The organism is Sorangium sp. So ce834 (assembly GCF_051521425.1).
Classification (GTDB): Bacteria; Myxococcota_A; Polyangia; order Polyangiales; family Polyangiaceae; genus Sorangium; species Sorangium cellulosum_D.
Genome location: NZ_CP150351.1, coordinates 1,076,902 through 1,102,759, shown reverse-complemented (window position 1 = coordinate 1,102,759; position 25,858 = coordinate 1,076,902). Strand labels below are relative to the sequence as shown.

The 25,858-nt window shown below is 73.9% G+C and carries 7 protein-coding genes; 3 read left to right on the top strand and 4 right to left on the bottom strand.

Translation table 11 applies throughout. The features are described from left to right. Positions 1 to 164 precede the first annotated feature (164 nt). The 4 genes from WMF20_RS04080 to WMF20_RS04065 all read right to left on the bottom strand — a co-directional run bounded on the left by WMF20_RS04080 (position 165) and on the right by WMF20_RS04065 (position 12,076). Positions 165 to 5,915 carry a hypothetical protein gene (locus WMF20_RS04080; RefSeq protein ID WP_437610859.1) on the bottom strand — a complete coding sequence of 1,917 codons (5,751 nt, stop codon included), beginning with the start codon at positions 5,913 to 5,915 and terminating at the stop codon, positions 165 to 167. Beyond that, positions 5,912 to 10,687: a hypothetical protein gene (locus WMF20_RS04075; protein WP_437610857.1), complete on the bottom strand. Its 4,776-nt coding sequence runs from the start codon at positions 10,685 to 10,687 to the stop codon at positions 5,912 to 5,914. The genes WMF20_RS04080 and WMF20_RS04075 overlap by 4 nt, the downstream gene beginning before the upstream one ends. Before the next feature lie 438 nt (positions 10,688 to 11,125). Further along, entirely contained in the window at positions 11,126 to 11,422 is a 297-nt protein-coding gene (locus tag WMF20_RS04070; RefSeq protein ID WP_129573087.1) for a polyhydroxyalkanoic acid system family protein, read from the bottom strand. Between the two features lie 54 nt (positions 11,423 to 11,476). After that, positions 11,477 to 12,076, bottom strand: coding sequence for a peptidyl-prolyl cis-trans isomerase (locus WMF20_RS04065; RefSeq protein WP_129573086.1), 600 nt, complete (start codon positions 12,074 to 12,076; stop codon positions 11,477 to 11,479). Positions 12,077 to 12,360: 284 nt separating this feature from the next. Here WMF20_RS04065 and WMF20_RS04060 point away from each other — a divergent pair, with 284 nt between their 5' ends. From WMF20_RS04060 to WMF20_RS04050, 3 genes are all read left to right on the top strand, one after another. Beyond that, a complete protein-coding gene (locus WMF20_RS04060; RefSeq protein ID WP_437610854.1) occupies positions 12,361 to 16,815 on the top strand; it encodes a tetratricopeptide repeat protein in 4,455 nt (1,484 codons plus the stop codon). 631 nt (positions 16,816 to 17,446) lie between these two features. Beyond that, on the top strand, positions 17,447 to 23,725 hold the full coding sequence (locus WMF20_RS04055) for an AAA family ATPase (RefSeq protein WP_437610852.1): 6,279 nt from the start codon (positions 17,447 to 17,449) through the stop codon (positions 23,723 to 23,725). Beyond that, entirely contained in the window at positions 23,722 to 25,845 is a 2,124-nt protein-coding gene (locus WMF20_RS04050) for an ATP-binding protein (protein WP_437610850.1), read from the top strand. The genes WMF20_RS04055 and WMF20_RS04050 overlap by 4 nt, the downstream gene beginning before the upstream one ends. Positions 25,846 to 25,858 lie beyond the last annotated feature (13 nt).

Here is a 25,858-nt window from a genome sequence, read left to right as displayed (position 1 = left end):
GAGGGACGTGCGGCCGATGCCGGCGAGGAGAGGCGGCACGCTCGCTGGCGGGCAGCGGAGCATACGCGACCGCGCGAGCCTCCGCGACGGCGAAGCGCGCGCGACGGCGCGCGCTCAACATAGCGCGGCGGCGCGCGACGACGAGCGCGCGGGCGCCCGCGCGCTCACTCGGTGAACCCGAGCTGCTCCCGCGCCTCGGCCAGGCCGTCGCCCACGGCGAAGACGATGAGGTCGCGCGCCTCGGCGTTGCGCCCGATCCAGGTGACGCGGTCCTTGCCCCCGGCGGGCGGCGCGTTCGTGTGGCCGCCCGACCAGGCGATGCCCGTGAGGGCAATGTTGAGATCGCCCACCGCGAGGAACGCAGCCCGGTTCCCCCAGCCGTTGATCGCCGTGTTCAGCGTCGACGCCCGGTTGCCGATCGAGCCGATGACGTCGGCGGCGAGCACGCTGAGCTTCGGATCCACGCCGCCCGTCATCACCCGTTCGATCCGGCCCTGGTACTCGCGCAGGCGACCGGCGTCGGCGCCCTGCGGCGTCCACGAGGGCGTGAGCGCCTTCAGGTACGCCGCGAGCAGCGGCCAGAGGTCGATCGGCGCCGTCCGCGAGAAGGCCGAGGCGTTGGTCTGGAGGATCTTGACGGCGCGGTGGATGAGGAAGAGCCGGACGTCCTCGCGCGGCGAGGCGACCAGGGCCTGCCCGAGGACGATCTTCGGCGGGCTCGAGGCGGCCGGGACGCAGACGGCGCCGAGCGCGGCCGTCACGTAGACCTGCAGGTTGGGCAGGCCGTACGCCGCCCCGACGCCGCGGGCGAGGTCGGTGATGTCGGCGTGCTGGGGCGGCAGCGGGGTCGCGCGGATCGAGTCGAGATCGAACGGCACCGCGGCGTCGAGCAGCGGGCCGGTCTTGAGCAGGAGCTCGCGGAACGCCGCGGTCATGAGCTCCGGCGCGAGGTGGACGTCGAGGCGGGCCGCGCCCGCGGCGTTGCCGGCGCCGCCCATCGCCGCGTCGCGGCCGTCGAGCGCGGCGACCGTCGCGCGCGCGATCCGCGAGGCGCCGGCGCGGCCGCGGAGCTCCGCGACCGTGGCGACCGTCGAGAACAGGTACGGCTCGAAGCGGCCGGTGCTCAGCGCGCGGCGGGCGTCGGCGAGGGCGCGATCGAGCAGGACACCCGCCGCGGAGGCCTGCTCGGTGCGCTGGTAGTAGCGGGCCAGCGCGCCGAGCGCGAAGTCGTCCTTGGGCCACGTCTTGCGGGCCGTGAGCAGCGTGGCCTCGGCCTTCTTCATGTCCCCCATCGACTCGTAGATCTCGGCGAGCTCCGCCGTGCGGCGGCACTTCTGCTCGGGCGCCTCCGCGGCGTTGATGAGGACGTTCTGCTGCTCGAGCGCGCGGGCGCCGTCGCCGGCGCGCTTGTAGAGCGCGACGAGGCGCTCGCGCGCGCTCACGTCGCCCGGCGCGCGCTTCAAGATCTCCTGGTAGGCGAGCTCGGCGCGCTCCGCGTTCGGGAGGTGCTCGTCGTAGAGCTCGCCGAGGCGGAGGTAAATCGCGACCTGCTTGTCGGGATCGGGCACGAGGCGCGCGAGCCGGATCCAGGCCTGCTCGGCGCCGGCCCAGTCGCCCTCGCCGGCGCAGACGTCCGCGAACGCGGACAGGGCCTCGACGTGGTCGGGGTTCGCGTCGAGCGCGGCGGCGAGCGCCCGCTTCGCCGCCGCCGCGTCGCCGACGTCGGCGAGCGCGCGGCCGCGGAGGACCTCCATCTCGACCCGCTCCGCCGGATCCGTCACCGCGTCGAGGCGGCGCTCGAGGAGGGCCGCCAGCTCGGCGCGCGCGCCCTCGGCGACGTAGATCGCCTTGAGCCGCGAGAAGACGTCGGCGTACGACGGGTCGACCGTGGCGACCGCCTCGAGGACGTCGCGGGCCCGCGCGGCGTTCTGGACCTTGTCCTGCCAGAGCACCGCCGCGGCGTAGAGCGAGTGCGCGCGCCCCTCGGAGCCGACGCTGGCGCCCGCCGCGGACTCGAGCGCGGCCGCGGCGGCGGCCGCGTCGCCGCCGCGCTCGAGCGCGTCGGCGAGATCGAGGTGCGCGACGAGGTAGTGCGGGACGAGCGTGATGGCGTGCCGGAAGAAGGCGACGGCGTCCTCGATCGAGCCGGCGAGGAGGGCGTCCTTGGCGGCCCGCACCGAGAGGGCGGCGGCCTCGGACGGGCGATCGGTGCGCTCGATGAGCTGGCGATCCGCCTCGATCGCGAGGGCGTGATCCGCCTTCGCGCGGGCGTGCGCGGCCATCTGGCGCAGCGCCCAGATGCCCCGGGGCTCGTTCCTGTACGCGATCTGGACCGGCTCGAGCGTCTCCTCCCACGGGAGCACGCGCAGGCGCAGCCGCGCCGACAGGAGCGCGTGCGCGATCGCCTCGGGGCCGTCGAGGACGCGCGCGATCTCGAGCGCGATGGGCTCGAGCTCCTCGTCGCGCCCCTCGCCGATGAGGTAGGAGGCGACCCGGCGGAGCGTCGGCAGGTGGTGCGGCGTCTCCTCCAGGATGGAGCGGCGCCAGAGCAGGGCGTTGCCGGGATCCTTGCGCCCGAGCTCGTCGAGCTCGGCGAGGCGCTCGTAGATCTCGAGGCGCTCCGCCGCGTCCGCCGCCTCGCGGGCGCGCGGGATCAGGGCGTCGACGAGCTCGCCGGCGCCGTGGCCGGCGACGGCCGCGCGGTAGAGGGCGATCGGCGCGAGCGCGTCGTCGCCCGCGGCGATCGCCTGGCGGGCCGACGCGGCGGCCTGCCCGAGATCGCCGGCGCGCTCGTGCTCGAGGGCGGCCTCGAGGGCGAGGCGCGCGGCCTCGACGCCCGTGGCGGCGCGGTCGTCGCCCTCGGCCGGGCCGTCGCCGCCCGGGTGGAGGGCGCGCATCAGCTCGGTGGCGCGCTCGGCGCGCCAGGCGGCGCGATCGGCCGGGGGCTCGGGCGCGAGCCGCTCGAAGAGCTCGCGCAGGCCGATGTCCTGCGGGCGCGAGCGGTGCGCCGTCTCGAGGAGCGACGCGGCCGACGCGGGGTCGGCCTCGGCGACGAGGAGCGCCTCGCGGACGAGGTCGTGGGCGCGCTCCAGCGGGTCGGTCGCGCTCTCGCGGCGGGTCCGGAGCCACTCGAGGAGGCCGTCGCGGTCCACGCGGGCGCGCGCGCTCCGCTCGCCGAGGTGGAGCGCGACGGGGAGCTTCGGATCGATCTGCGCGGCGCGCGAGAGCAGGCGCTCGCCCTCCTCGTTGTCGCCGGCGTCGAGCAGGCGGATCGCCGCCTCGGTGACGAGCACCGCGGCGCGCGGCCCCTCCTCGAGCGTGAGCGCGTGCTCCGCGAGGATGCGGGCCGCGCCGACGCCGCTCTCCTGCGCGGCGCGGGCGCGCGCGGCGCCCTCGTGCTGCGGATCGGCGGCGCGGGCGCGATCGAGGTCGCTCATGGCCGCCCGCTGATCCCCCGCGATCTCCGCGATCACGGCGGCGGCGAGCGCGCTGTCGCGCTCGGACGCGACCTCGCGGAGCGCCGCCACGGCCCTGGCGACGCGGGCGCCGCGGTCGCCGTCGAGATCGAGCTCGAGCGAGAGGGCCCGGAAGAGCGGGCTCTCGGGCGCGGTGTCGCCGTAGGTGACGACGGCGCGGGAGAAGGCGTCGCTCGCGTCGATGCCGCCCTCGGCCGGGACGGCCTCGCGGGAGAGCGCGCGGCCGAGGACCGCGGCGGCGCGGGCGCTCGGGCCGCCGAGGGCGCGCACGCCCCGCGGCGCGGGCGCCTCGGCCGCCGCGCCGCCGGCGTCGCTCAGGGCGGCGCTCGCCGCGGCGCAGAGCGGCGCGAAGTCCGGATCGTCGGCGAGGGCGTCGAGCCACGGCTCGATCTCGCCCGCGGAGCCGCCGGCGAGCGCCGACAGGACGATGCGGTCGGCCGGCGAGAACGCGTCGCCGTCGTCGAGCGTCGCCTCGCGCGCGGCGGCGGCGTCGCCGAGCTCGATCGCCTGCGCGGCGAGGGCGCGCCGCGCCTGGCCGGCGTGCGAGCCGGCGGCGACGGCGCGGAGCGCGCCGAGCGCCGCCGGGCGGGTCTCCTTGCGCGCGGCGCTGAGCGCGGCGGTGAGCCACGCGACGCCGGGCGCGAGCGAGGTGCCGCGCAGGGGCTCGAGGCTCGCGAGGCCCTCGGAGAGGTCGCCGGCGCGGAGGTGGGCGCGGGCGCGGAGCAGCGCCTCGTACGGCGTGGCGGGGGCGGCGCGGCCGCGCGCCGGCCGCAGCGCGCCGCGGTGCGCGGCGACCTGCGCGCACGCCGCGGCGAGCGGCGCGAGCTCGGGCGCGTCGGGGAGGCGGAACTTCGCGATCGCGGCGGAGGCCTGGGCGTCCGAGTCCGGCGCCGCGAGCGCCTCGCAGAAGCGCTGGACGTGCGGGCGCGGATCGGCGGGGTGCATCCGGGCCGCGAGCTCCAGGCGCTTGTGCGCGCCGTCGGGATCGGCGAGCGAGACGCGGGAGAGCTCGGCGCCGAGCGCCAGGTTGTGGCAGCGCGCGGCCGGCGTCCCGAGGATGCGGGTCTCGGCCTCCAGCGCGTCGAGGGCGGCGGGCAGGTCCCCCTCGCGCATCAGGAGCCCGCGGAGCTGCCGGTGGGCGAAGATCAGGCTCGGGGCGAGATCGCGCGCCTCGGCGGCGATGGCGCGGGCGGTCGCGTCCTCCCCGGCCATCACGTAGAGCTCGGCGACGGGGAGCAGCGCGCGCGCCCGGGACGTCGGATCCTCGATGAGCTCGGCCTCGGCGCGGAGCCAGGCGGCGCGCGCCGCCCAGACGTCGCGCTGCTGCGACTGGACGAGGATCGCACTCGCGTCCTGCTCGGCGTCGAACACGGACGCGGGCGGCGGGATCGACGGCAGCGGCGGGAGGCTCTCGGGCGCGCGGGCGGGCGCGGACGAGCGCGGCCGACCGAACGCCGAGCCGACCTCCGGCCTCCGGCTCGCGACGCGCGTCTGGGCGAGATCGTCCTCGTCGGCCTGCCCGTCGAGCAGGCTGGACTCGTCCACGAGCTCGCCGGGATCGCTCTCGATCGCGGCCTGGTCCCAGCGGCTCACCGGGGCGGACGGCTCGCCGGCGTACGGGCGGGTCGTGGGCCCGGGCTCGTCGAGCGCCTTCGTCTCCTCGTCGTCGAAGCCGGTCGTGTCCTCGTCGTCGAAGTCCGGCGCCGCGGCGCGCCGGCTGCTGTTCACGAGGCTGAGCGGCGCGAACTCGAACGGGGAGTCGCCGCCGTCGGGGATGGGCGTGGCGCGGTCGCCCGGCTCGGCGGTGTCCTCGTCCTGCACCGGCTCCGGGCGCCTGGGCTGCGGCTGCGGCGGCAGCGGGGGCGGCGCCGCGGCGGCGGGCTGCGGGCGCGGCGGCCCGGGCCTCGAGGACGCGGACGGCGCCGGGAACTTCGGCGTCCGATCGCCCGGCGCGAGATCGGCGGCGGGCGGCTTCACGTCGCTCGGCCTGCCCGAGCGCGGCGGGGCCGCGGGGCGGGGCAGCGACGGGGGCCGCGGCGGCGGGATGGGGGGCGAGGCGCCCCGGCGCGCGCCGGGCAGCGCGGGCGCCGAGGTGACGACCCCGTCGTCGGCGTCGTCGGCGCGCTGGTCCTCGAAGAGCATGTCGAGGAGCGCGTCGCTCTCCCCGGCGCTCTGCGCCGGCCGCGCGGGCACGGGCACCGGCTCGCGCGAGAACAGCTGCTTCAGGCCGCCCTCGCCGACGCGCTCGCCCTCCTCGGCGCGGATCGACTTGATGAGCTCGTCGGGGATCTTCGCGAGGAGCGTGGCCTCCTCGACGTCGCCCTCCGAGACCGCCGCGCCGTACATCGCCGGCGGCGGGACGGTGATCTTCTCCTGCGACGGGGTGCCCTCCTCGCCGCCGTTGCCAGAGGAGCTCTTGGATTGCGGATTCTTGCTCACCGGACCCCCATCCCGAGCTTCTTTCGGAGCTCGAGGTAGCTCTGCGACAGGACGAACGCGACCAGCTGGCGCGCCCGGTCGCTCTCGGCGACGACGCCGCCGAGCTGCTCGCGCGGGGTGTTGAGGATGTCCGAGAGGACCAGCGAGACGTCGCCGGCGGCGATGACGGCCATGCGATCGATGCTCCTGCGGGCGGCCTGCGCCCAGCGGTGCGGGTCCTGCTGGCTCGAGACGATGCGCTGGCACACCTCGGCGATGGCCTTCCGGGTCGCGCGCGACATCTCCTTGTGGATGGCGCGCGAGACCTCGCCGAAGACGGCGTAGGGCGGCTGGGGGACCGCGAAGCCCGCCTCGATGCACGCCGCCGCGACGAGCGAGGCGACGGTGTTGTCGTCCCGGGTCCGGAGCGAGGTGATGCCCCGGCGCAGGGCGAACGCCTCTCGCGCGATCGCCGAGCGCGAGGCGGCGTCGAGCGGCGTCGTGATCTCGGGGCCGAGCACGAGCGCCGGCAGCTGGCCGTAGACGCCCGTCGCGCCGCGCGGGCTCGGGCCGCCGACGTAGAGCTCGAAGTCTGTCTCGAAGCTGAGCGCGCCCATCCACTCGGCGACCGCGACGCGCAGCGGGTGGCCGCCGCGCGCCTCGATGCGGTCCTTCTTGCCGACGCCGAGCGACACGAGCGAGGGGCCGAGCGCCATGGAGATGGTCTCGGCCATCTTCGCGAACAGCTCGCCGACCGGCCCGCTGTCGAGCGGATCGGCGATGTCGGCCATGGCCTTGGCGTCGAGGGCGATCTGCGGCCGCGCCGGGACGCGGGCGTCGATCTTCCTGAGCTCCGCGGAGATGCCGTCGTCGATCCGGCCGAGCGCGACCAGCGCGCCGAGCGTGGCCTGCCGGAGCGGCGCGTCCTGCCCGGCGCCGGCGATCTTCGCGAGGAGCGCGACCCGGTCCGCGTCGATCGGGTCCGACGCGAGCGCCTGGATCAGCGTCGCCTTGGCGCGGCCGAGCACGCGGGTGCGGAACGCCGGGTCGTAGTCCGTCGTGAGGACGAGATCGATCGCCTCCCCGTCGTCCGGGGCCTCCTCGAGGAGCTTCGCCGCCGCCCGCTCCGCGCGGCGGGGCGCGCGGAGCTGGTCCCGGTAGATGGCCATCGCGAGCCGCGCCGCCTCGATGCGCCCCTCGGGCGCGTCGCGCTCGACCATGAGCTCCTCGAGCAGGCGCGTGGCCTCCTCCCAGGCGCCGACCCGGGCGGCGACCCGCACGAGGCGCTCGCGGACCGGGAGCGTCGACAGCCCGGCGCGGTGCAGGCCGACCAGCACCTCGAGCGCCTTGTCGTGCTCGCCGAGCTTCTCGTAGGCGTCGACCGCCGTGATGCCCGACATGAGGCGCTGCTCCCCGGGCGCCTTCGCGACCCGCGAGAGCTCGGCGTAGAACGCCGCCGCCTGACCGAGGTCGCCCTGCGCCTTCGAGATGTCGGCCGAGAGCGCGAGCGCGCCGATGTGATCCGGCTCGAGCAGCGTCACGTTCTCGAGCGCGGCGAGCGCCTCGTCGAGCTTGCCCTTCTTGCGGAGCACGCGCGCGCGCTCCCAGAACAGCTTGCAGATCTCGAGGTCGTTGTCGGCCACGCCGAGCCGCCGCTCGATGATGTCGAGCAGCCGATCGTCCTCGTTGCGCGCGCGGACCCGGCGGAACAGCCGGTCGAAGGCGACGCCGCGCCGCGGGTCGCGCGCGAAGGCGCGGTCGAAGGCGATCTCGGCGTCATCGTGCGCCTCGGTGTGCTGGAGGAGCAGGAGCCCCGCGCTCTCCCAGAACCCCGCGCCGCGCGCGTCGTCCTTGCAGAGCGCGCCGAGCTGGGCCGAGGCGAGCGCCGTCGACACCGGGTCGCGCAGCGCCTCGGACGTGGCGCGGACGCCCTCCCACGCGGCGACGTCGTCGGGCCTCCGCTCGACCACCGCGCGGAACGCGGCGAGCGCGCGCTCGTGATCGCCGGCCGCGAAGTCCGACCAGCCCGCGAGGGAGAGCGCGGTGAGCTGCGCGTCCTCCCCGAGCGCGTCGCCGAGCCCGTGCAGCGCGGCGGCGCGGCGCCGCGGATCGCAGCCCGGGAGCGCGAGCTCCAGGTTGGCGAGCTGCGCGGGCGCGTGCTCGCCCGACAGGAACGGGCGCGGCAGGTTCGGCTGGTCGAGCGCGCCGACGAGCGCGGCCGAGGCCTCCATCGCCGCGCGGGCCTCGCCCTCCATGTGGCGCGCGAGGGCGCTCCGGGCGGCGACCTCGGCCTCGCGGTCCTCGGCGCCGAGCGCCGCGCCGAGCCACTCGAGCTCGGCGTGCGGGCTCGGGTCGGCCGCGGCCCACGCCGCCGCGCGCGCCGCGGTGCGCGCGCGGTCGTGGTCGAGCGTGCGCGCGAGGCGGAAGCGCTCGGCGTGCGCGATGGACGTCGCGCCGTCGCCCCGCTCCTCGATGTAGTCGAGCGCGCGCTCGACGGCGCTCCGCTGCTCGAGCGCCGGCTGCCAGAGCAGCCGCCCGAGCGCGGCGGCCAGGGCGAGGTCGTCGCTCGCCTGCGCCTCGAGCGCCTCGAGCGTCGCGAGCGCCTCGTCGGCGTCGCCGCCCTCGGCCGCGCCGATCTCGAGGCCGAACCGCGACAGCGCGAGCGCCGCCGGGTCCTCGCCCGCCTCGCCCGCCACCTCGAGGGCGCGGCGCCGGCTGAGGAGATCGCTCGCCTCGTGGCCGCGGAGCGCCCAGGTGAGCGCCGTCGCGCCCGCCCGCGGCGCCTTGCCCCGCGCCGCCTCGAGCTCCTCGACGGCGCGCCCGCGCTCGCCGGCGCGCCAGAGCAGGATGGCCGCCTCGATGTGCAGCGCCGCCGACAGATCGGCGTCGTCGATCGCCGCGGCGCAGGTCGAGAGCGTCGCGGCCGCGGAGGCGGGGCTCCCGGCGCGCCGCTCCAGCTCGGCCAGGAACACGGCGACGACCTCGTCGTCCGCGGACTGCTCGAAGAGCGCGCGGAGCCGGCTCCGCGCGCGATCGAGCTCGCCGCTGCGCGCGCTGCGCAGGGCCGCGACGAGCCACAGCCCGCGCGCGGTCTCCGGGCCCTCGACCTCCGCGAGCGCCTCGATCACCGTCGGCGAGCGCCGCGGGCCGGGGGCGCCGGGCTCGTCGCCGCGCTCGCGCCGGCTGCGGACGAGATCGACCGCGAGGGCGCCGAGCGCCCGCCCGAGCCACGCGTTCGGCGCGGCGCCGCCGTCGTCCGCGCCGGCGGCGGCGAGCTCGGCGAAGGCGCCCTCGGCGCCGTCCGCGTCGCCCCGGAGCAGGCGGCTCCTGCCGATCTCGAACCACAGGCTCGCCTTCTCGGCCGGGTCGACGCCGGTCGAGAGCAGCCGCTTCGTCGACTCCTCGTACCAGGCCGCGTCGCCGCGGAGCGCCGCGAACGACCGCCCGAAGCGCGCGAGCACGCCCGGGTGCACGCCGGCCATGCCGGCCTGCGACAGGGCGTCCTTCGCGGCGCCGACGTCGTCCGTCCGCACCGCCCAGACGTAGGCCGCGAGGAGCAGCGCGCGCCCCCTCGCCTCGTCGCTGCCGTACGACGCCGCCATCGCCTCGAGCGAGGCCGCGAACGCGGACGGGTCCTGCCCGTCGCCGAGCAGATCGATCTCCAGCGCGCGCGCCGGGATGCACTGCGGGTCGGCCGTGAGCGCGCTCCGGAGCGCCGCGAGGGCGGCCTCGCGGTCGCTCGCCAGCGCCGCGGCCTCGGCGATGCGGAGCCACAGCGCCGCGGCGCCGGGCCCGCTCGCGCCGCGCGCGATCTCCTGCTTGGCCAGGCCGGCGGCGGCCTCGGCCTCGCCGGCGGCCTCGAGGGCGGCGATGCGCGCCCGCCCGAGCAGCGCCGACCCGGGCAGCCGCTCCGCGGCCCGCTCGAGGAGCGACGCGAAGCCGCCCGTGCCCGTGCGCTGCGTCAGCTCGGCGGCGCGGAGCCACGCGTCGGCCGCGTACTCCGGCTTGCGCATGTACCGCGGGACGCCGTTGGCCTCGCCGCTCGCCTCGTCGTCGAGCGCGTCGGCGATGAGCTCCGCCTGGCCCTCGAGGGCGCGCGCGAGCGCGCCGAGGTCCTCCTCGCGCCGCGCGATCGCCTCGAGCGCGAGCTGCGACCGGAAGCGCGCCCGCCCCTCCAGGGCGGCGGCCGCGTCGAGCAGCTCGTAGGCGCGCTCCACGTTCTCGGTCGCGGCGGCGAGGTCGGCGAGCTCGATGAAGAGCAGCCCCTTCCACGTCGCGTCGGTCGCGAGCTCGGCGCGGGCCTCGATCGCGCGCATGCGGCCGGCGAGGTCCCCCTCCTTGGCCGCGATGAGCTCGAGCTCGAGCCACGGCGTCGCGTCCTCCGGGTTGCTGAGCGCCGCCTCCTCGAGCGCCTCCTTGGACGCCGCGAGGTTCTGCTCGTGGTCCTGGAGGTACGCCGCGCGCTCCCAGAACGCGCGCGCCCGCTCCTCGGGCGTGGCCGCGGCGCGCGTGAGCGCGTCGAGCAGCTTGCCGAGGTTCTTGATCGACTTGCGGCGCGTGAGGATGCGGACCAGCGCCTCGAGCGGCTCGCGGAACTGGGGATCGGCGTTGAACGCGGCGAGGTAGTCGCGCGCGGCCGTCGGCTCTTCGCCGAGCGCCTCCTCGAGCGCGCCGAGCTCGTGCAGCAAGAGCGCCTGGAGCTGTCGCTCCGGTTGGTCGCCTTGTTCCGCGCGGAGCCGCGCGATCAGGGCCGTCATGCTCTCCACGTGCCCTTCGGGTACCTGAACCGTCATCTCGCTCGCGTCGCCTCCGAAGGGGGTCTCATCTGTGCGCAACGCATGACGATGGCGGAGAGTAGCGAACCGAACGTCGCGGAGTAAAGCTCGCCGGGCGGGGGTGGGCTCGGTCGGCGCCGCGCGCGCGGCCGCCCCTCGGGCGAGGCCGCGCCGCGCGTGGCCGCGGCCTCCGCGCGCGCCCCTGGAAAGCGAGGAGCTCGCGGGCGCTGCCACGCGCGATCGGCGCGGCGCTTCGGGTGGAGGTCGCTCGCCGGCGCGGGCCTGCGCGGGCGATGGAGATGGAGAGAGGGAGGCGAGGACGACGGAGCGCGGGGCGACGATGCGCCTCGGGCAGCCGCGCGGCCCGCGTCGGCGCGGCGGGCGGCGGCCCGCGTCGGCGCGGCGGGCGATCGAGGTGCCGGGGCGCGCCCTCCGGGTCGAGCCCGGCCGCCGCGGCTAGGCCTTGGAGAGCACGGCGTCGAGCTTCTCGTTGACCTTCGACTCGACCATGCCCTTCATCGCCTTCAGCAGGAACGGGAGATCGATCTCCACCTGGACGGCGGAAGCCTCGACGCGCACGAGGCCCGTCGTGCCCTTCGCGGCGCCGCCCGGGGCGTCGAACCGGATGAGATCGCCGTCCCATCGCCACCGGATGCCGAGCTTGTCCTCCATGCCCCGCGCGAGCTCTTCCGCGCGCTTCTTGGCATCGTCCTTGGTGAGCGCGTGCTGCCGGCGGATCTCGATCGTCGCCATACGGTATCTCCACTCGTTCGCGCGCGCGGCGACGCGCCGCGCGGTAGGCCCTACTTACTCGATCCGCCGCGCGATCCAAAAGCCGCGCGGCGTGTCGACCGGGCCGCTCACGCCCCCCTTGGGGAGGCTGAACAGCTCGTACTCCGGGGCGGGCTCGAGCACGCCGCGCGGGAGGTAGCCGAGATCGTCGGTCGAGCCCTTGTCCCCCTTGTCGACGGCGGCCTTGAAGTCCGTCTTGGCGACCTCGGCGAGCTCCCTGGCGAGCGCCAGCGCGGCGTCCTTGGAGCGCGCGCTCTGCGGCGCCCCCTGCGCCCCGCGGTACTGGACCAGCACCACGCCGAAGCGCACCTTCTTCGGCGCCTCGGCCGACAGCGCGGGCGGCGCCTCGCCCGAGAGGAGCGTGACGCCCGCGTCGGATCGCACGGCCAGCTCCGGGCCGCGCTCCTGGACGAGCTCCTCTGCGCCAGCGTCGGTCCCGGCGTCGCCGTCGCCGGCCGCCGTCGCCGCGGGCGAGCCCGCGTCGGCGTCGGCGTCGGCGCCCGCGTCGGCGGGCGCGCTGGCCGCGCCGCGCCCCTTCGGGCCGCCGTTCGCGATGACGAACGCCAGCGCGCCCGCAAAGAAGAGCGTGTAGATGACCGCCGTCGAGCGCTGCATGAGCGGCAGCGCGTTAGCACAAGTGCAGGACGCTTGGCGAGGCCTTCACGCCGGCGCCGTCCCGGCTTTACGCCGGCGCCGTCCCGGCTCCACGCCGGAGACAAGCGCGCGACATGCCCGAGGAAATCGCCGATTTGAGGACGGCCGGTAGAAGAGGCGATCCAAGGACCACAAGCCCTGCTAGTAAGGAGAGCGGATGTCGGGGCATCCCGGCCTTTCGCAGGCCGAACGAGCGTGAAGGCGCCTGCGGAAGCACTCGCAGCGCCGGCATTGGGTCGGGGAGCATGATCAAGGTCGAGTGCGACGGATGCAAATCGCCGTACCAGGTCGACGAGAAGCGCGTTCCCCCTGCGGGGCTCAGGATGCGCTGTCCGAAGTGCGGCACGAGCCTGCTGGTGACCAAGGGGGGCGCGAGCGCTGCGCCTGCGCCTGCGCCGACGCCCGCGCCGCGGGCTGGAGCGGGAGGCTTGCAGCTCTCGGAGCGGAGCGCGCCGGCGCCGCACGACGACGCCGATCTGCCCGTGGCAGCCCCGGAGGACGTCGCGTTCCCCGCGGTCGCGCCGCCTCGGCGCCCGGGGCCGGCGCCGGTGGCCACGCCGCCGCGCCGCGCGGCGACCACGGTCCCCCAGCGGCCCGCGCCTCCCGCGCCGCCCGCGCCGGCTCCTGAGCCGCCGGGCCCGGAGGTCTTCGGCGAGATCGGCCTGCCCGACGTCCCCGATCGCCCGGCCCCGTCCGATCGGCGAAACGCCAAGACCGTGCCGCAGCGGCGCGGCTTCGGCGAGATCGACCTCATGGTCGAGCTCCCGAGCCCGACGGACGCCGAGGTGCAGGGGCTCGATCCCGACGACCTGCCGGTCGTCTACGGCAACGCGCCCGCCGCGCCGGCGCCGCTCTCGGCGCGATCGCGCGCGCAGTCGCGCACCGCTCCGGCGACGCCCACCGCGTTCGCCGAGACCGACCTGCCGGCGCGGGTCGATCCGCTCCCTCCGAGCAGCCGGCGCACCCTCGGGTTCGGCCTGCGGGACTCGCGGCCGAGCGCTCCTTCGACACCCGGCGCCCCCGGCGCGCCCGGCGCGCGCGACTCCGGGGCCGCCTCGCAGCCGCTCGGCCGCGGGCGCACCCGCGGGATGGGGGACGTCGCGCCCCCGCGCGTGGCCCCGGAGTACGACTTCGGAGACCTCGACGACGACGCGCCCCCGGCGCCTCCGGCGCGCTCCAGCAGCGGCTCCATGTCGTTCGGCTTCGGCGAGCTCGAGCTGCCGCTCGAGGGCGACGGCGAGGCCGAGCTGCCCTCGCCCTCCTCGGGCGACCTGCCCATCGTCGCCGGCGATCTGCCGAGCTCGGTCCCGGGCGTCATCGGCATGCCCGCCCCGTTCCCGGGCGCGGGCTTGCCCTCGCCGGCCTCTGCCCCGCTCCCCTCGCCGGTCCGCGCGGGGCTCCCGGCCCCGGCGTCCGCGGGCTACCCCGCCCCGGCGTCCGCGGGCTACCCCGCCCCGGCGCAAGCAGGCTTCCCGGCCACGGCCCCCGCGGGCTTCCCCACGAAGGCCACCGGCCCCGCCCTTCCCACGAAGGCCACCGGCCCCGGCTTGCCCGCCGGACCGGGCACCATCGTCGGCGCCGAGCTCTTCGATGAGGCCCCGCCGGACTACGACGACTCGCGCGTCGGCGCCGCGTTCCAGGCGCCCGGCCCGCGCCCGCTCCCGCCGGCGCCGCCCGAGCCCCCGAGCAGCGGCGCCATGCCGCCGGCCGACTTCGGCCCGAGCGCCGGCGCCATGCCGCCGGCCGACTTCGGCCCGAGCGCCGGCGCCATGCCGCCGGCCGACTTCGGCCCGAGCAGCGGCGCCATGCCGCCGGCCGACTTCGGCCCGAGCAGCGGCGCCATGCCGCCGGCCGACTTCGGTCCGAGCGCCGGCGCTGGTGCTGCGGCCGGCTTCGGCCGGAGCACCGGCGCGATGCCGCCGGCCGGCTTCGGCCGGAGCACCGGCGCGATGCCGCCGGCCGGCTTCGGCCGGGGCACCGGCGCGATGCCGCCGGCCGATTTCGGCGACGAGATCGCGCTCGGCGAGGGCGTGACCCAGCTCGCCACCGGCGCCGCGCCCGCCGCCTACGATCCGTCCGACCGCTCCGCGAACTTCACGCAGACGCAGATGGACGCCGACGATCGGGGCATCGAGCTCAGCGAGCCGCACCCGAGCGTCGGCGACGAGGTCGATCTCACGGGCGCGGGCACCGAGATCGGCGACCTGAGCGCCGGGACGGGGGCGCAGGTCGAGAAGCCCGCGCCTGCCCAGGAAGCCCCGCAGCAGAAGTCGAAGATCAAGCGCTACGTCGTCGCGGCGCTCGCCGTCGCCGCGGTCGGCGGCGGCGCGCTCGCGCTCGTCCCGGACGTCGGCGCCTTCGGCGTGAACCTCATCAGCGACCGGCTCAACGTCTTCGCGCACGAGGCGGCGCTCGCCGATCTCCGGCAGCGGACCCAGTCCGCCCTCGCCAAGGACACCGCCTCGGCCGCGAACGGCGCGCTGAGCGACGCGAAATCCACGCGCGCGAACGCGCCCCGCCACCGGCCGACCATGGCCTACGCCGCGTACGTCGCCTTCGCGCGCAGCATCCGCTTCGGGCACCGGACCGTCGACGACGCCTTCGGCAAGGAGATGGTCGCGCTCGCGGGCTCCCGCCCGGGCGACCTGCTCACCCTCGCCGTCGCGGCGCAGGACGCGGCCACGGGCCAGCTCCCCCGCGCGCGAGAGGCCGCGCAGGCGCTCGGCGCCCAGCTCAAGGACGACGTCGACGTCGCCGTCCTCGCCGCCGAGATCGAGCTGCTCGCCAAGGACGCGCCCAAGGCGACCGCGGCGTGGCAGCGCGCGCGCGAGCTGCAGAAGAGCGCGCGCACGCTGTTCGGCGCGGCCCGGGCGCAGCTGCTCGCCGGCGACGCGTCCGGCGCCGAGGCGAGCGCCAGGAGCGCGCTCGAGGCGTCGCCGGACCACGTCGGGGCCCGCACCCTGATCGCGTCGCTCGTCTGGCAGACGCCGGGCCGCGAGCAGGAGGCGCTCGAGCTGCTCGGCAAGGTCACCGGCGACGGCTCGGTCCGGGCCGCCGCGAGCGACCCCGAGATCGTCGAGGCGTACACGCTGCTCGGCACCATCCACCTCGCGCGGTCGCGCATGAGCGCGGCCGAGCAGGCCTTCGCCGCCGCGGTGAAGATCGACCCGCAGGCGGTGCGCGCGCTCATCGGCAACGGCGAGGTCCTCTACCGGTCCGGCCGCTACTCCGAGGCGCAGGCGCGCTTCGAGGCCGCGGCCCGCGCCGACGCGCAGAACCTCGGCGCGCACATCGGCAAGGCGAAGACCTGGCTCGCGCAGGAGCGCATGAAGGAGGCGAAGGACCTCCTGAAGGGGCTGCAGAAGACGCACGCGGCCGATCCGCAGGTCGCCTACTGGATCGGGCGCACCGAGCTCGCGCTCGGCAACAAGAAGGAGGCCGAGCAGGCGTACCTCGACGCGGTGAAGTCGAGCGAGAACCGGCCGGAGGTGGTCGACGCTTACGTGGCGCTGTCCTCGCTCTTGTCGAGCCTGGGCCGCAACGAGGCGGCGGCGGCGAAGCTGTCGGAGGCGACGGCGAAGTTCCCGGACCTGCCGGCGCTCCACAAGGCGAAGGCCGAGGTCGCGCTCCAGACCGGGAGGAACGAGGAGGCGCGGCAGGAGCTCGAGCTCGCGCTCGCCAAGGAGGACGACCTCGGCAGCCAGTTCAAGCTGGGGGTGGCCTACCGCCGCCTGCGCCGGTTCGAGGACGCGGCGCGGCTCTTCGACAAGGTCACGGCGGCGGACAAGGACTACCCCGGCCTGGCGCTGGAGCGAGGGCTCCTGTTCGAGGAGACCGGGCAGAGCGAGCGCGCGCTGGAGATGTACGCGGACGCGCTCCGCAAGGCGCCGAACGACGTCGATCTGAAGCTGCGCGTCGGCTCGACCCAGGTGATGGCGGGGCACGCGAGCCAGGCCGAGCCCATCCTGCGCGAGGTGATCCAGAACCGCCCGAACTCCGCCGAGGCGAACCATTTCCTCGGCCGCGCGCTCCTCGGGCGCGGCACGAACATGGCCGAGGCGCTGCGCTTCTTGGAGCGCGCCGCGGAGATCGACCCGAACCGCGCCGAGTACCACCTCTACGTCGGCTGGGGCGCCAACGAGACGGGCCAGACCGCGCGCGCGGAGATGGCGCTCAAGCGGGCGCTGGAGCTCGACGCGGAGCTCGGCGACGCTTACTGGCAGCGCGGCGTCCTCTTGCAGAAGCAGGGGGCGAGCCGCGACGCGCTGGCGGATCTGCAGATCGCGCTCCAGAAGCGGCCGTCGCGCTACGAGGCCTACGCCACGATGGCGCTCTGCTACCAGGATCAGGGCAACTGGGCGGCCGCGGAGGAGGCGTGGCGCAAGGCGATCGCGGCCAACGACAAGGTCCCCGAGTGGCACTACCGGCTCGGCAAGATCTACGCGTCGCGCGGCAACCGGGCCGGGGCCGCGGCCGAGATGGAGCAGGCGGTCACGCTGGGCGAGGCGCCGGAGCGCTCGACCCCGCCGTGGCTGTTCGACGCGCACTTCCTCCTGGCCGAGGCGCTCCGCGCGACGAACGACCGCGAGAAGGCCATCCGTCACTACCAGCGCTTCCTGGAGACGGCGCCGACCGACAACGCCTACCGGCGCGACGCGCAGCAGGCGCTGGAGAGCCTGGGGGCGGGCAAAGGGCGGTGAGCGAGGGAGACCTGGGCGCCTGCGCCGCGGGTCAGGCCCCCAGGCAAGTCGGCCAGGGGCAGCTGCCTCGCGCGTCACGCCCCCGGGGATGTCGCGACATGCGTAGATGCGTCGCCGCGCAGGCGGCGGGCATGTCGCGACATGGGCGGCAGCCTCGCCGAGCAGGCGACGGGCATGTCGCGACATGGGCGGCAGCCTCGCCACGCAGGCGGCGGGCATGTCGCGACATGGGCGGCAGCCTCGCCGCGCAGGCGGCGGGCATGTCGCGACATGGGCGGCAGCCTCGCCGCGCAGGCGGCGGGCATGTCGCGACATGGGCGGCAGCCTCGCCGAGCAGGCGGCAGGCATCTTGAGATAGGGTGTAGCTCTCCTACTGACAGCCGAATCACCTCCGGTGGTCGCTGAGCGCGACGTCGAGCGCCACCACCTTTCCAAGCACAGCCGCCGCGACTTCGCGGGCCCTCAGTCCTCCTACTCTGCAAAATCATATTTCTCCTATCTCGGCATGCGAGCAGGCGGGTGGCGTGGGCAGCGCCAAGCCGCAGTGGTACGACCAACTTCCGGTGCCGAGCCTCTACCTCTGACTATAATCGAATTCGCTGGTTTCACGGGCGAGCAAGCAAGGTGGTCGATGATCCTCGGGAAAGGCTATTCGATCCTTGAGAAGGCCGAGGAAACTGTCGATTTCAGTCTGATCCGCGCGTGCCGCAAAGGTGACGACATCCCGATCTTGCTGAAGGTCCTGCGTGCGGAAAAAGCGACTCGCGCCGAGGTCGCGCGCTTCAAGCACCAGTGCGAGCGCATCGCGCAGCTCGCCTCGCCCCGCCTCGTCGCGCTGCACGGCGTCGAGGAGCTCGCCGGCGCCCTCATCGTCGTTCTCGAGGACTTCGCGGGCCGCGATCTCGCGCGCACCCTCGCCGAGCGTCCGCCGCACAGAATGCCCCTCAGCGAGGCGCTCGATCTCGCGGTTGCGATCGCCGAAGGCCTCGCCGCCGTGCACGCGGCGGGGCTCATCCACCGCGATCTGCGCCCGCACAACGTGCTCGTCGGCGCGTGCGGCGCGGTCAAGCTCACGAGCTTCGGCGTCGACGCCGAGATCACCCGCGCGCACGAACGGCTCTACGCGCCGGCGGTGATCGCCGACGTGCTGCCCTACGTCTCCCCCGAGCAGACAGGCCGCATGAACCGCGGCGTCGACTACCGGACGGACCTCTACGCGCTCGGCGTCATCCTTTACCAGATGCTCACGGGGGAGCGCCCCTTCGAGGCCCTGGACCCGATGGAGCTCATCCACGCGCACCTCGCCCTCGCTCCCGCGCCGCCGTCCCGCGTCGACCCGACGATCCCCGAGGCCGTCTCCCGCGTGGTGCTCAAGCTGCTCGCGAAGAACGCCGAGGACCGCTACCAGAGCGCCGAGGGCCTGCTCGCCGACCTCGAGCGCTGCCGCGAGGCCCTGTGCAGCACCGGGACGATCGAGCCCTTCGTCGCGGGCCAGCACGATCGCCAGGACCTGTTCCGGATCCACCAGAAGCTCTACGGCCGCGAGCAGGACATCGAGGCGCTGACTGCCGCGTTCGGGCGCGCGCTCGACGGCAGCCGCGAGATCGTCCTCGTCTCCGGTTACTCGGGCATCGGCAAGTCCTCGCTCGTGCAGGAGATCTTGAAGCCGCTCGCGCGGCAGAAGGGCTATTTCACGAGCGGCAAGTACGACCAGTACAACCGCGACGCGCCCTACAGCGCGGTGATCCAGGCGTTCGACGGCCTCGTGCGGCAGATCCTCACCGAGAGCGAGGCGCGCATCCACCGCTTTCGGAGCGCGATCCTCGAGGCGCTCGGGCCGAACGCGCAGGTCGTCTGCGACGTCATCCCCTCGCTCTGCCATGTGCTCGGTGCGCAGCCGCCCGTGCCGGCGCTCGACCCGCTCGAGGCGCAGAACCGCCTGAATCGGTGCTTCTTGCTGTTCGTCTCGGTGTTCGCGCGCGGTGCGCACCCGCTCGTCCTGTTCCTCGACGATCTTCAGTGGATCGACCCCGCGAGCCTCGGGCTGCTCCGCGCGCTGCTCGCCGACGACTCGCTCGAGGCGCTCTTCTTCTGCGGCGCCTACCGCGACAACGAGGTGTCGCCCGGGCACCCGCTCGTCCGGGCCATCGAGGAGCTCAAGCACGCGGGGCTCGTCGTGCGCGACATCGTCCTCGCCCCGCTCGCGCGCCGGCACCTGCTCCAGATGCTCTCGGACAGCCTCACGTGCGACGACTGCGGGCCGCTCGTCGACGCGGTGCAGAAGAAGACGGGCGGCAACCCGTTCTTCGTCAAGCAGTTCGTCCGGTCGCTGCACGACCACGGCGCGCTCACGTTCGCAGCCGGGTCAGGCTGGAGATGGGACCTCGCCAGGATCGACGCGCTCGCGTACACGGACAATGTCGTCGACCTCATGGTGCGCACCATTGCGCGCCTGCCGCCGGAGGCGGTGGAGGCGCTCAAGCTCGCCGCGGCGATCGGCAACCGGTTCGACCTCGACGTGCTCGCCACGGTGAGCGAGTGCTCGCTGGAAGAAGCGTACAGCCGCCTCGATCCCGCCGTGCGCGAGGGGCTCATGACGCCCGGGCGCGAGGTATACCGCTTCGCTCATGACAAGGTCCAGGAGGGCGCCTACGCGATGATCCCGGTGGCGGACCGGCCCGCCTTCCACCTCCGGATCGGCCGGCTGCTCGCGGGCAAGGTGGACCTGTCCGAGAGCCAGAGCCTCTTCGACGTCGTCGGCCACCTGAACAGCGCGGGCGACCTCGTGTCGCACCCCGCGGAGCGCCTGCGCCTCGCCCACATGAGCCTCGAGGCCGCCTGCCGCGCCGAGGACGCGGCCGCCTTCGGTGCCGCCCTGCGCTACCTGGAGCTCGGCCTCCTGCGCCTTCCAGAGGACGCATGGACGTCGCAGTACCCGCTCCGCCTCAGGTACGCGATGAGGACCGCCCTCATGCTCTCGCTCTGCGGCCGGCACGACGACGCCCTCGCGCTCCTCTCCGATTGCCTGGAGCGGGCCGCGAGCCGGCTCGATCGCACCGAGGTGCTGCGGCTCAAGCTGAGCGTGCAGGTGCTCAGGAACGACCTACCCGCCGCGCTCGCGGAGGGGCTCGCAGCCCTGCGCCCGTTCGGGCTCGACCTGCCCGCGTTCCCCGACGAAGCCATGGTCGACGCCCAGATCCGAGCGACGATGGACCTCGTCCGGGAAAAGACGATCGAGGCGCTGCCAGCTCTGCCGCAGCTCGAGGACCCGGAGATCCGTGCCATGCAGGACGTGCTCGTGGAGCTCTTCCTCCCCTGCTGGTTCTTGAGCCTCAACAATCTCAGCATCACGCTCGCGAAGCTCGTCGAGAACACGCTGCGCCACGGGGTGTCGAAGCACGCGATCTTCGGTTACATCCAATTCGGGGCGTTCCTCTGCGGCCGTGGCGACATCGCGCTCGGCTACCGCTTCGGCCGCGCCGCCATCGACCTCTCGGAGCGCTACACGGACAAGAAGTCCGAAGCGGTGCTCCGCGACATGTGGGGCACCTTCGTGCAGCACTGGAGAGAGGGCTATCCCGCCTGCAAGGATTCGTTGCTCGCGGGGATGCACGCCGGGCTCGAGACGGGCCAGTACATCTGGGCGTTCTACAGCGCGGTAAATGGCATGACGAACAGCGTCCTCCGCGGCCTCCCGCTCTCCGACCTCCTCGCCGAGGCGCAGAGCTACCAGCCGATACGGAAGCTCGACAAGTTCAACGCCATCACCTGGATCATCGCCGCGGCCGGGCAGCTCGCGCACCAGCTGTCGGTCGAGACCGCGTGCCCGGCCAAGCTCGCGGGCGCGTGGATCGACATCGACGAGGTGATCGAGGAGGCACGCCGGATCGACAGCCAGGGCTCGCTCGTCTTCGCCAACTTCTACGTCGTTCTCCTCGGCGTCTTCCAGGGCGCGTTCGAGGAAGCGGCGCGCGCGGCTCTCCCGCTGAACGTCGAGACCCCGACCGTGGCGGCCTGGCACGGCATCCCCGCGTTCCATTTCTACGCCGGTGTCGCGTTCACGCGGGCGGCGGACGTGGTCTCCCCGGACGAGCGCGCGCTCTTCCTCGAACGCGCGGAAATCTTTGCTGAAAAACTCTCGCGCTGGGCGGACCTCTTCCCGGAGAACCTGGCACACCGCAGCGCCCTGCTCTGCGCCGAGCTCGCGCGCGTCCGCGGTGACGCTCGCGCCGCGGCGGGAGATCGCTACGACGAGGCGATCGCCCTCGCGCAGCGCGGCGGCTACCTCCACGACGAGGCGCTCGCCAACGAGCTCGCCGGCCTCTTCTTCCGCGCGCTCGGCAAGACCACCATCGCCCGCGCCTACCTCTCCGAGGCGCACAGGGCCTACGGCCGATGGGGCGCGACGGAGGCGATGCGGCGCCTCGAGCGCGCGTACCCCGACCTCGTCCCCAGCGAGATCCTCCGCGGCGCGAGGTGCCCGGAGGCCGCCGCGCCCGCCAGCGCCGCGCTCGACCTCGGCTCGGTGCTCAAGGCCTCCCAGGCCATCTCGGGCGAGATCGTCCTCGACCGCCTGCTCGACGCGCTCATGCGGATCCTGGTCGAGAACGCCGGCGCGAGGCGGGGCTGCCTGCTCCTCGCCCGCGCCGAGACCCTGTTCTTGGCTGCCGAGGCGAGGGCGGAGGGGCCCGAGATCGAGGTGCGTATTCCTCACGAGCCCGAAGCCTCCCCTTCGGATCTGCCGGCGTCCCTGCTCAACTACGTCCGGCGCAGCCGGGAGAAGGTGATCCTGGACGACGGGACGGCACGGAACCCCATCATCGCCGGCGACGACCTCTATCGGTACGCCAGATCCGCCCTCTGCCTGCCCATCCTGCGGCAGGCGGAGCTCGTGGGGTTGCTCTACCTTGAAAACGACCTCATCGCCGGCGCGTTCACCCCGGACCGGCTTTCGGTGCTGGAGCTGCTCTCGGCCCAGGCCGCCATCTCTATCGCCAATGCCACGCTCTACGCCGACCTGCTCCAGGAGAACAGCGAACGCCGGCGAGCGGAGCAGGCCGTGCGGGACAGCAAGGAGCTGCTGCAGTCGATCGTCGACAACTCGACAGCGGTCATCTACCTCAAAAATGTCGAGGGGCGCTACCTGATGGTCAACCGGCGCTACGCCGAGCTGTTCCACGTCGGTGAGCAAGCGATCGTCGGCCGGACCGACTACGATGTCTTCCCCAGGGAGCGGGCCGATGCCTTCCGCGCCCTCGACCAAGAGGTGCTGGCCACCGGAACGGCACTGCAAGTCGAGGAAGAGGCTCCCCAGGACGATGGGCTGCACACCTACATCTCCCTCAAATACCCCCTGTGCAATGCGGCGGGGCAGCCCTATGCCCTCTGCGGCATTTCCACCGACATCACCGAGCGCAAGCAGGCCGAAGCGGAACGCCAGGCCCGCAAGACGGCCGAAGCCGAGAGCCGTGCGAAGACCGAGTTCCTCAGGAACATGAGTCACGAGCTGCGCACGCCGCTCAATGCTATCCTTGGCTACGCCCAGATCCTCAAGCGCTCCCCGGGGCTCGACGACCGCCAGGCGACGGGACTGAACACCATCCAGCAGAGCGGTCAGCACCTCTTGACCCTCATCAACGACCTGTTGGACCTGGCCAAGATCGAGGCGGGCAAGCTCGATCTCTACCCCGAGCCGATCCACCTCTCGACCTTCCTGAGGGGCGTCGCCGACATCATCCGCGTCAGGGCGGAGCAGAAGAGCCTTTACTTCGACTACGAGGTCACGCCCCACCTGCCCCAGGCGGTGCTGGTCGACGAGAAGCGCCTGCGCCAGGTGCTGCTCAACCTGCTGGGCAACGCGGTGAAATTCACCGACCGGGGGCGGGTGAGCTTCGGCGTGCAGCCTCTTTCCCAGGACGGGGCCTCGGCGCGGCTGCGCTTCGAGGTGGAGGATACCGGCGTGGGAATGGCGCCGGAGCAGCTGGCCAAGCTCTTCCAGCCTTTCGGGCGGGTGGGGGACGTGCGGCGCCGCGCGGGCAGCGGCCTGGGGCTCATGATAAGCCACCAGCTGGTGCACCTCATGGGCAGCGAGATCCAGGTGGAGAGCCGGCCCGACGAGGGCAGCCGGTTCTGGTTCGAGGTGATCCTGCCGATGACCGAGCTCGCAGCCCCCCTCCGGCCCTCTCAGCGGGCCCCCATCGGCTACGAGGGGCCGCGCCGGAAGGTGCTGGTGGCCGACGACGTGGTGGGCAATCGGGCGGTGCTCTTGGACCTGCTGAGCGGCCTGGGCTTCGAAGTGTGCGAAGCGGCCAATGGCCAGGAGGCCGTCGAGCAGGAGATGGCGGCGTCGCCGGATCTGGCGGTGATGGATCTGGTCATGCCGGTGATGGACGGCCTGGAGGCCATCCATTGCATTCGTCGCAATCGCCGGGCTCGGGGGCTCGCGCGGCTGCCGTCCATCACGGTCTCCGCGAGCGCCAACGAGGAAGACCAGGCTGGGAGCATGGCGGTCGGTGCCGACGCCTTCCTCGCCAAGCCGATCGACCAGGAGAGCCTGCTGCGGATCATCGGGGCCCAGCTGGGGCTCACCTGGGTCTATGCCAGATCGGCTGAGGAGCGAGCCGGGGACGGGGAGGCCGCGGAGCTCGTGGCGCCGCCCCCAGAGGAGATGGACGTCCTGCATGCCCTGGCCCTGGAGGGCAACATGCGCGACATCCGAAAGCGGGCGGACCATCTGATCACCCTCGACGAACGCTATCGTCCCTTCGCCGACCGCCTGCATCGCCTGGCGCAGGACTATCAGTCCCAGGCGATCCTCAGCCTGGTCGAGGAGCACCTGCAGGGGGTCGAACCGAGGGCGATGGTGGGGCTGGAGCCGCCGCGGCGCAGGGAGGGCGGTCAGCGACCATGAGCGGAGCCACAGCAGCCGGTGCGTGCACCGGCACCATCCTGATCGTGGATGACATGCCAGCCAACCTCGGCCTGCTGGTGGATAGCCTGGAATGCATAGGTCATCGAGTGCTCGTCGCTCAGGGCGGTGAAGAGGCTTTGAAGCGGGCCAGCTTCACGAGACCCGACCTGATCCTGCTGGACGTGGTGATGCCTGGCATCGACGGGTTCGAGACGTGCCGGCGCCTGAAAGCGGATGAAAGAACCCGAGACATCCCGGTGCTTTTCATGACCTGTGTGACCGATGCGGCTGACAAGCTCGCGGGGTTCAAGCTGGGGGGCGTCGATTACATCACCAAACCATTCGACACTGGAGAGGTGATAGCGCGCGTCACGACGCACCTGAGCCTGCGCGAGGCGCAAAAGGAGCTCGAAGCGAAGAACGCGCAGCTGCAGTGCGAGATGGCGATACGCCAGCAAAAAGAGGCGGCGCTGCAGCGTGCTCATCAAGAGCTGGAACAGCGGGTGCGAGAACGCACGGCCGAGCTGGGCAGCTCGAACGCCGCTCTCCGCGAGAGCCAGCAGCTGCTTCAAGCCATCGTCGACAATACGGCCGCCGTCATCTTCGCCAAGGACCTCGAGGGGCGCTACATGCTCGTCAACCGCGGGTTCGAAGAGCTCTTCCACATGGGTCGCGAGCAGGTCCTCGGCAAGACCGACCACGACGTCTTCCCACGCGAGCAGGCCGATGGGTACCGAGCCAACGATTTGCTCGTCCTGCAGCAGAATCGGGCCATCGAGCTCGACGAGCTGGCTCCCCAGCGCAACGGCGTGCGCACGTACATGTCCCTCAAGTTCCCGCTCCGCGGTCCCGCCGGAAGACCTGAGGGCATTTGCGGCATCTCGACCGAGATCACCTCCCGCAAGCACGCCGAGGACGTGCTGCGCCATTCCTACTCGCTTCTCGAGGCCACGCTCGAATCGACAGCGGACGGCATCGTGGTCGTCGACGGCGCGAGGCGCGTCGTGCGCCATAACCACAAGCTCGCGCAGATGTGGCGCATCCCCGAGGACGTCCTCGCCAGCAGATCGGCCGACACCTTCTTCGCGTTCGCCGGCGGCCGGCTCCGCGAGCCCGACCTCTTCCTGCGAAGCGTCGATGAGCTCTACGCCGAGCCCGAGGCGAGCGCCGTCGATACGTTCCCGCTCCTGGACGGGCGGGTCTTCGAGCGTTATTCGCAGCCCCAGCGCCTCGGTGGGCGCGTGGTCGGTCGGGTCTTCAGCTTCCGCGACATCACCGCGCGCGTGGACGCCGAACAGCAACGCAATCGGGTCCTCCTGGAGGAGCGGCGCGCGCGTGCGGCGGCGGAGGAGGCCATCGGTCTGCGGGACGAGTTCCTCCTTGTCGCCTCGCACGAGCTCCGCACCCCGCTCACCAGCCTGCAGCTCTCCATTCAATCGCTGGGGCGAAGGCTCTCGCAGGGCATGGACGCCGGGCGCGTGCGATCCGCGGTCGCCCTCTCCGGCCGCCAGATCACGCGCCTCGCCACCCTCATCGATATGCTCCTCGACGCCTCCCGGATCCAGGCGGGGAGGCTCGATCTGAACAGGGCGTCCGTCGATCTACGCGAGCTGGTCGCCGAGATCGTCGCCCACCTCGGCGACCAGCTCGCGCAGTCGGGCAGCACGCTCGCCATGCGCACGGAGCAGCCCGTCATCGGCTGGTGGGACCCGTACCGCCTGGAGCAGGTCGTGACCAACCTCCTCACCAATGCAATCAAGTTCGGGGGAGGCTCACCGATCGAGATCGCCATCACCGGGGAAGATCGGGTCGCACGGCTCTCGGTGACGGACCACGGGATCGGGATCCCGGCCGAGGTGCAGGAGCAGCTCTTCGAGCGGTTTCGCCGCGGCGTCTCGTCGCGGAATTACGGGGGGCTCGGGCTCGGCCTCTATATCACGCGCACCATCGTCGAGGCGCACGGCGGGCGAATCCGCGTATCGAGCGAGGTCGGCCGGGGCTCGACCTTCTTTGTCGAGCTGCCGCTCTCGATTGACAGCGCGGCGCGCCACCACGGCGAGCCAAGGCAGCCGGAGCCCGGTTCGGGTCCAATTTCCGCGGATCTGGGTGGCCGCTCATAGCCGGGCGCCGGAC

Bases quoted from the DNA above. Each gene is read 5' to 3' on its own strand.
- WMF20_RS04065 (WP_129573086.1), bottom strand. From the start codon at position 12,076: ATGCAGCGCTCGACGGCGGTCATCTACACGCTCTTCTTTGCGGGCGCG.
- WMF20_RS04070 (WP_129573087.1), bottom strand. From the start codon at position 11,422: ATGGCGACGATCGAGATCCGCCGGCAGCACGCGCTCACCAAGGACGAT.
- WMF20_RS04075 (WP_437610857.1), bottom strand. From the start codon at position 10,687: ATGACGGTTCAGGTACCCGAAGGGCACGTGGAGAGCATGACGGCCCTG.
- WMF20_RS04055 (WP_437610852.1), top strand. From the start codon at position 17,447: ATGATCCTCGGGAAAGGCTATTCGATCCTTGAGAAGGCCGAGGAAACT.
- WMF20_RS04050 (WP_437610850.1), top strand. From the start codon at position 23,722: ATGAGCGGAGCCACAGCAGCCGGTGCGTGCACCGGCACCATCCTGATC.
- WMF20_RS04060 (WP_437610854.1), top strand. From the start codon at position 12,361: ATGATCAAGGTCGAGTGCGACGGATGCAAATCGCCGTACCAGGTCGAC.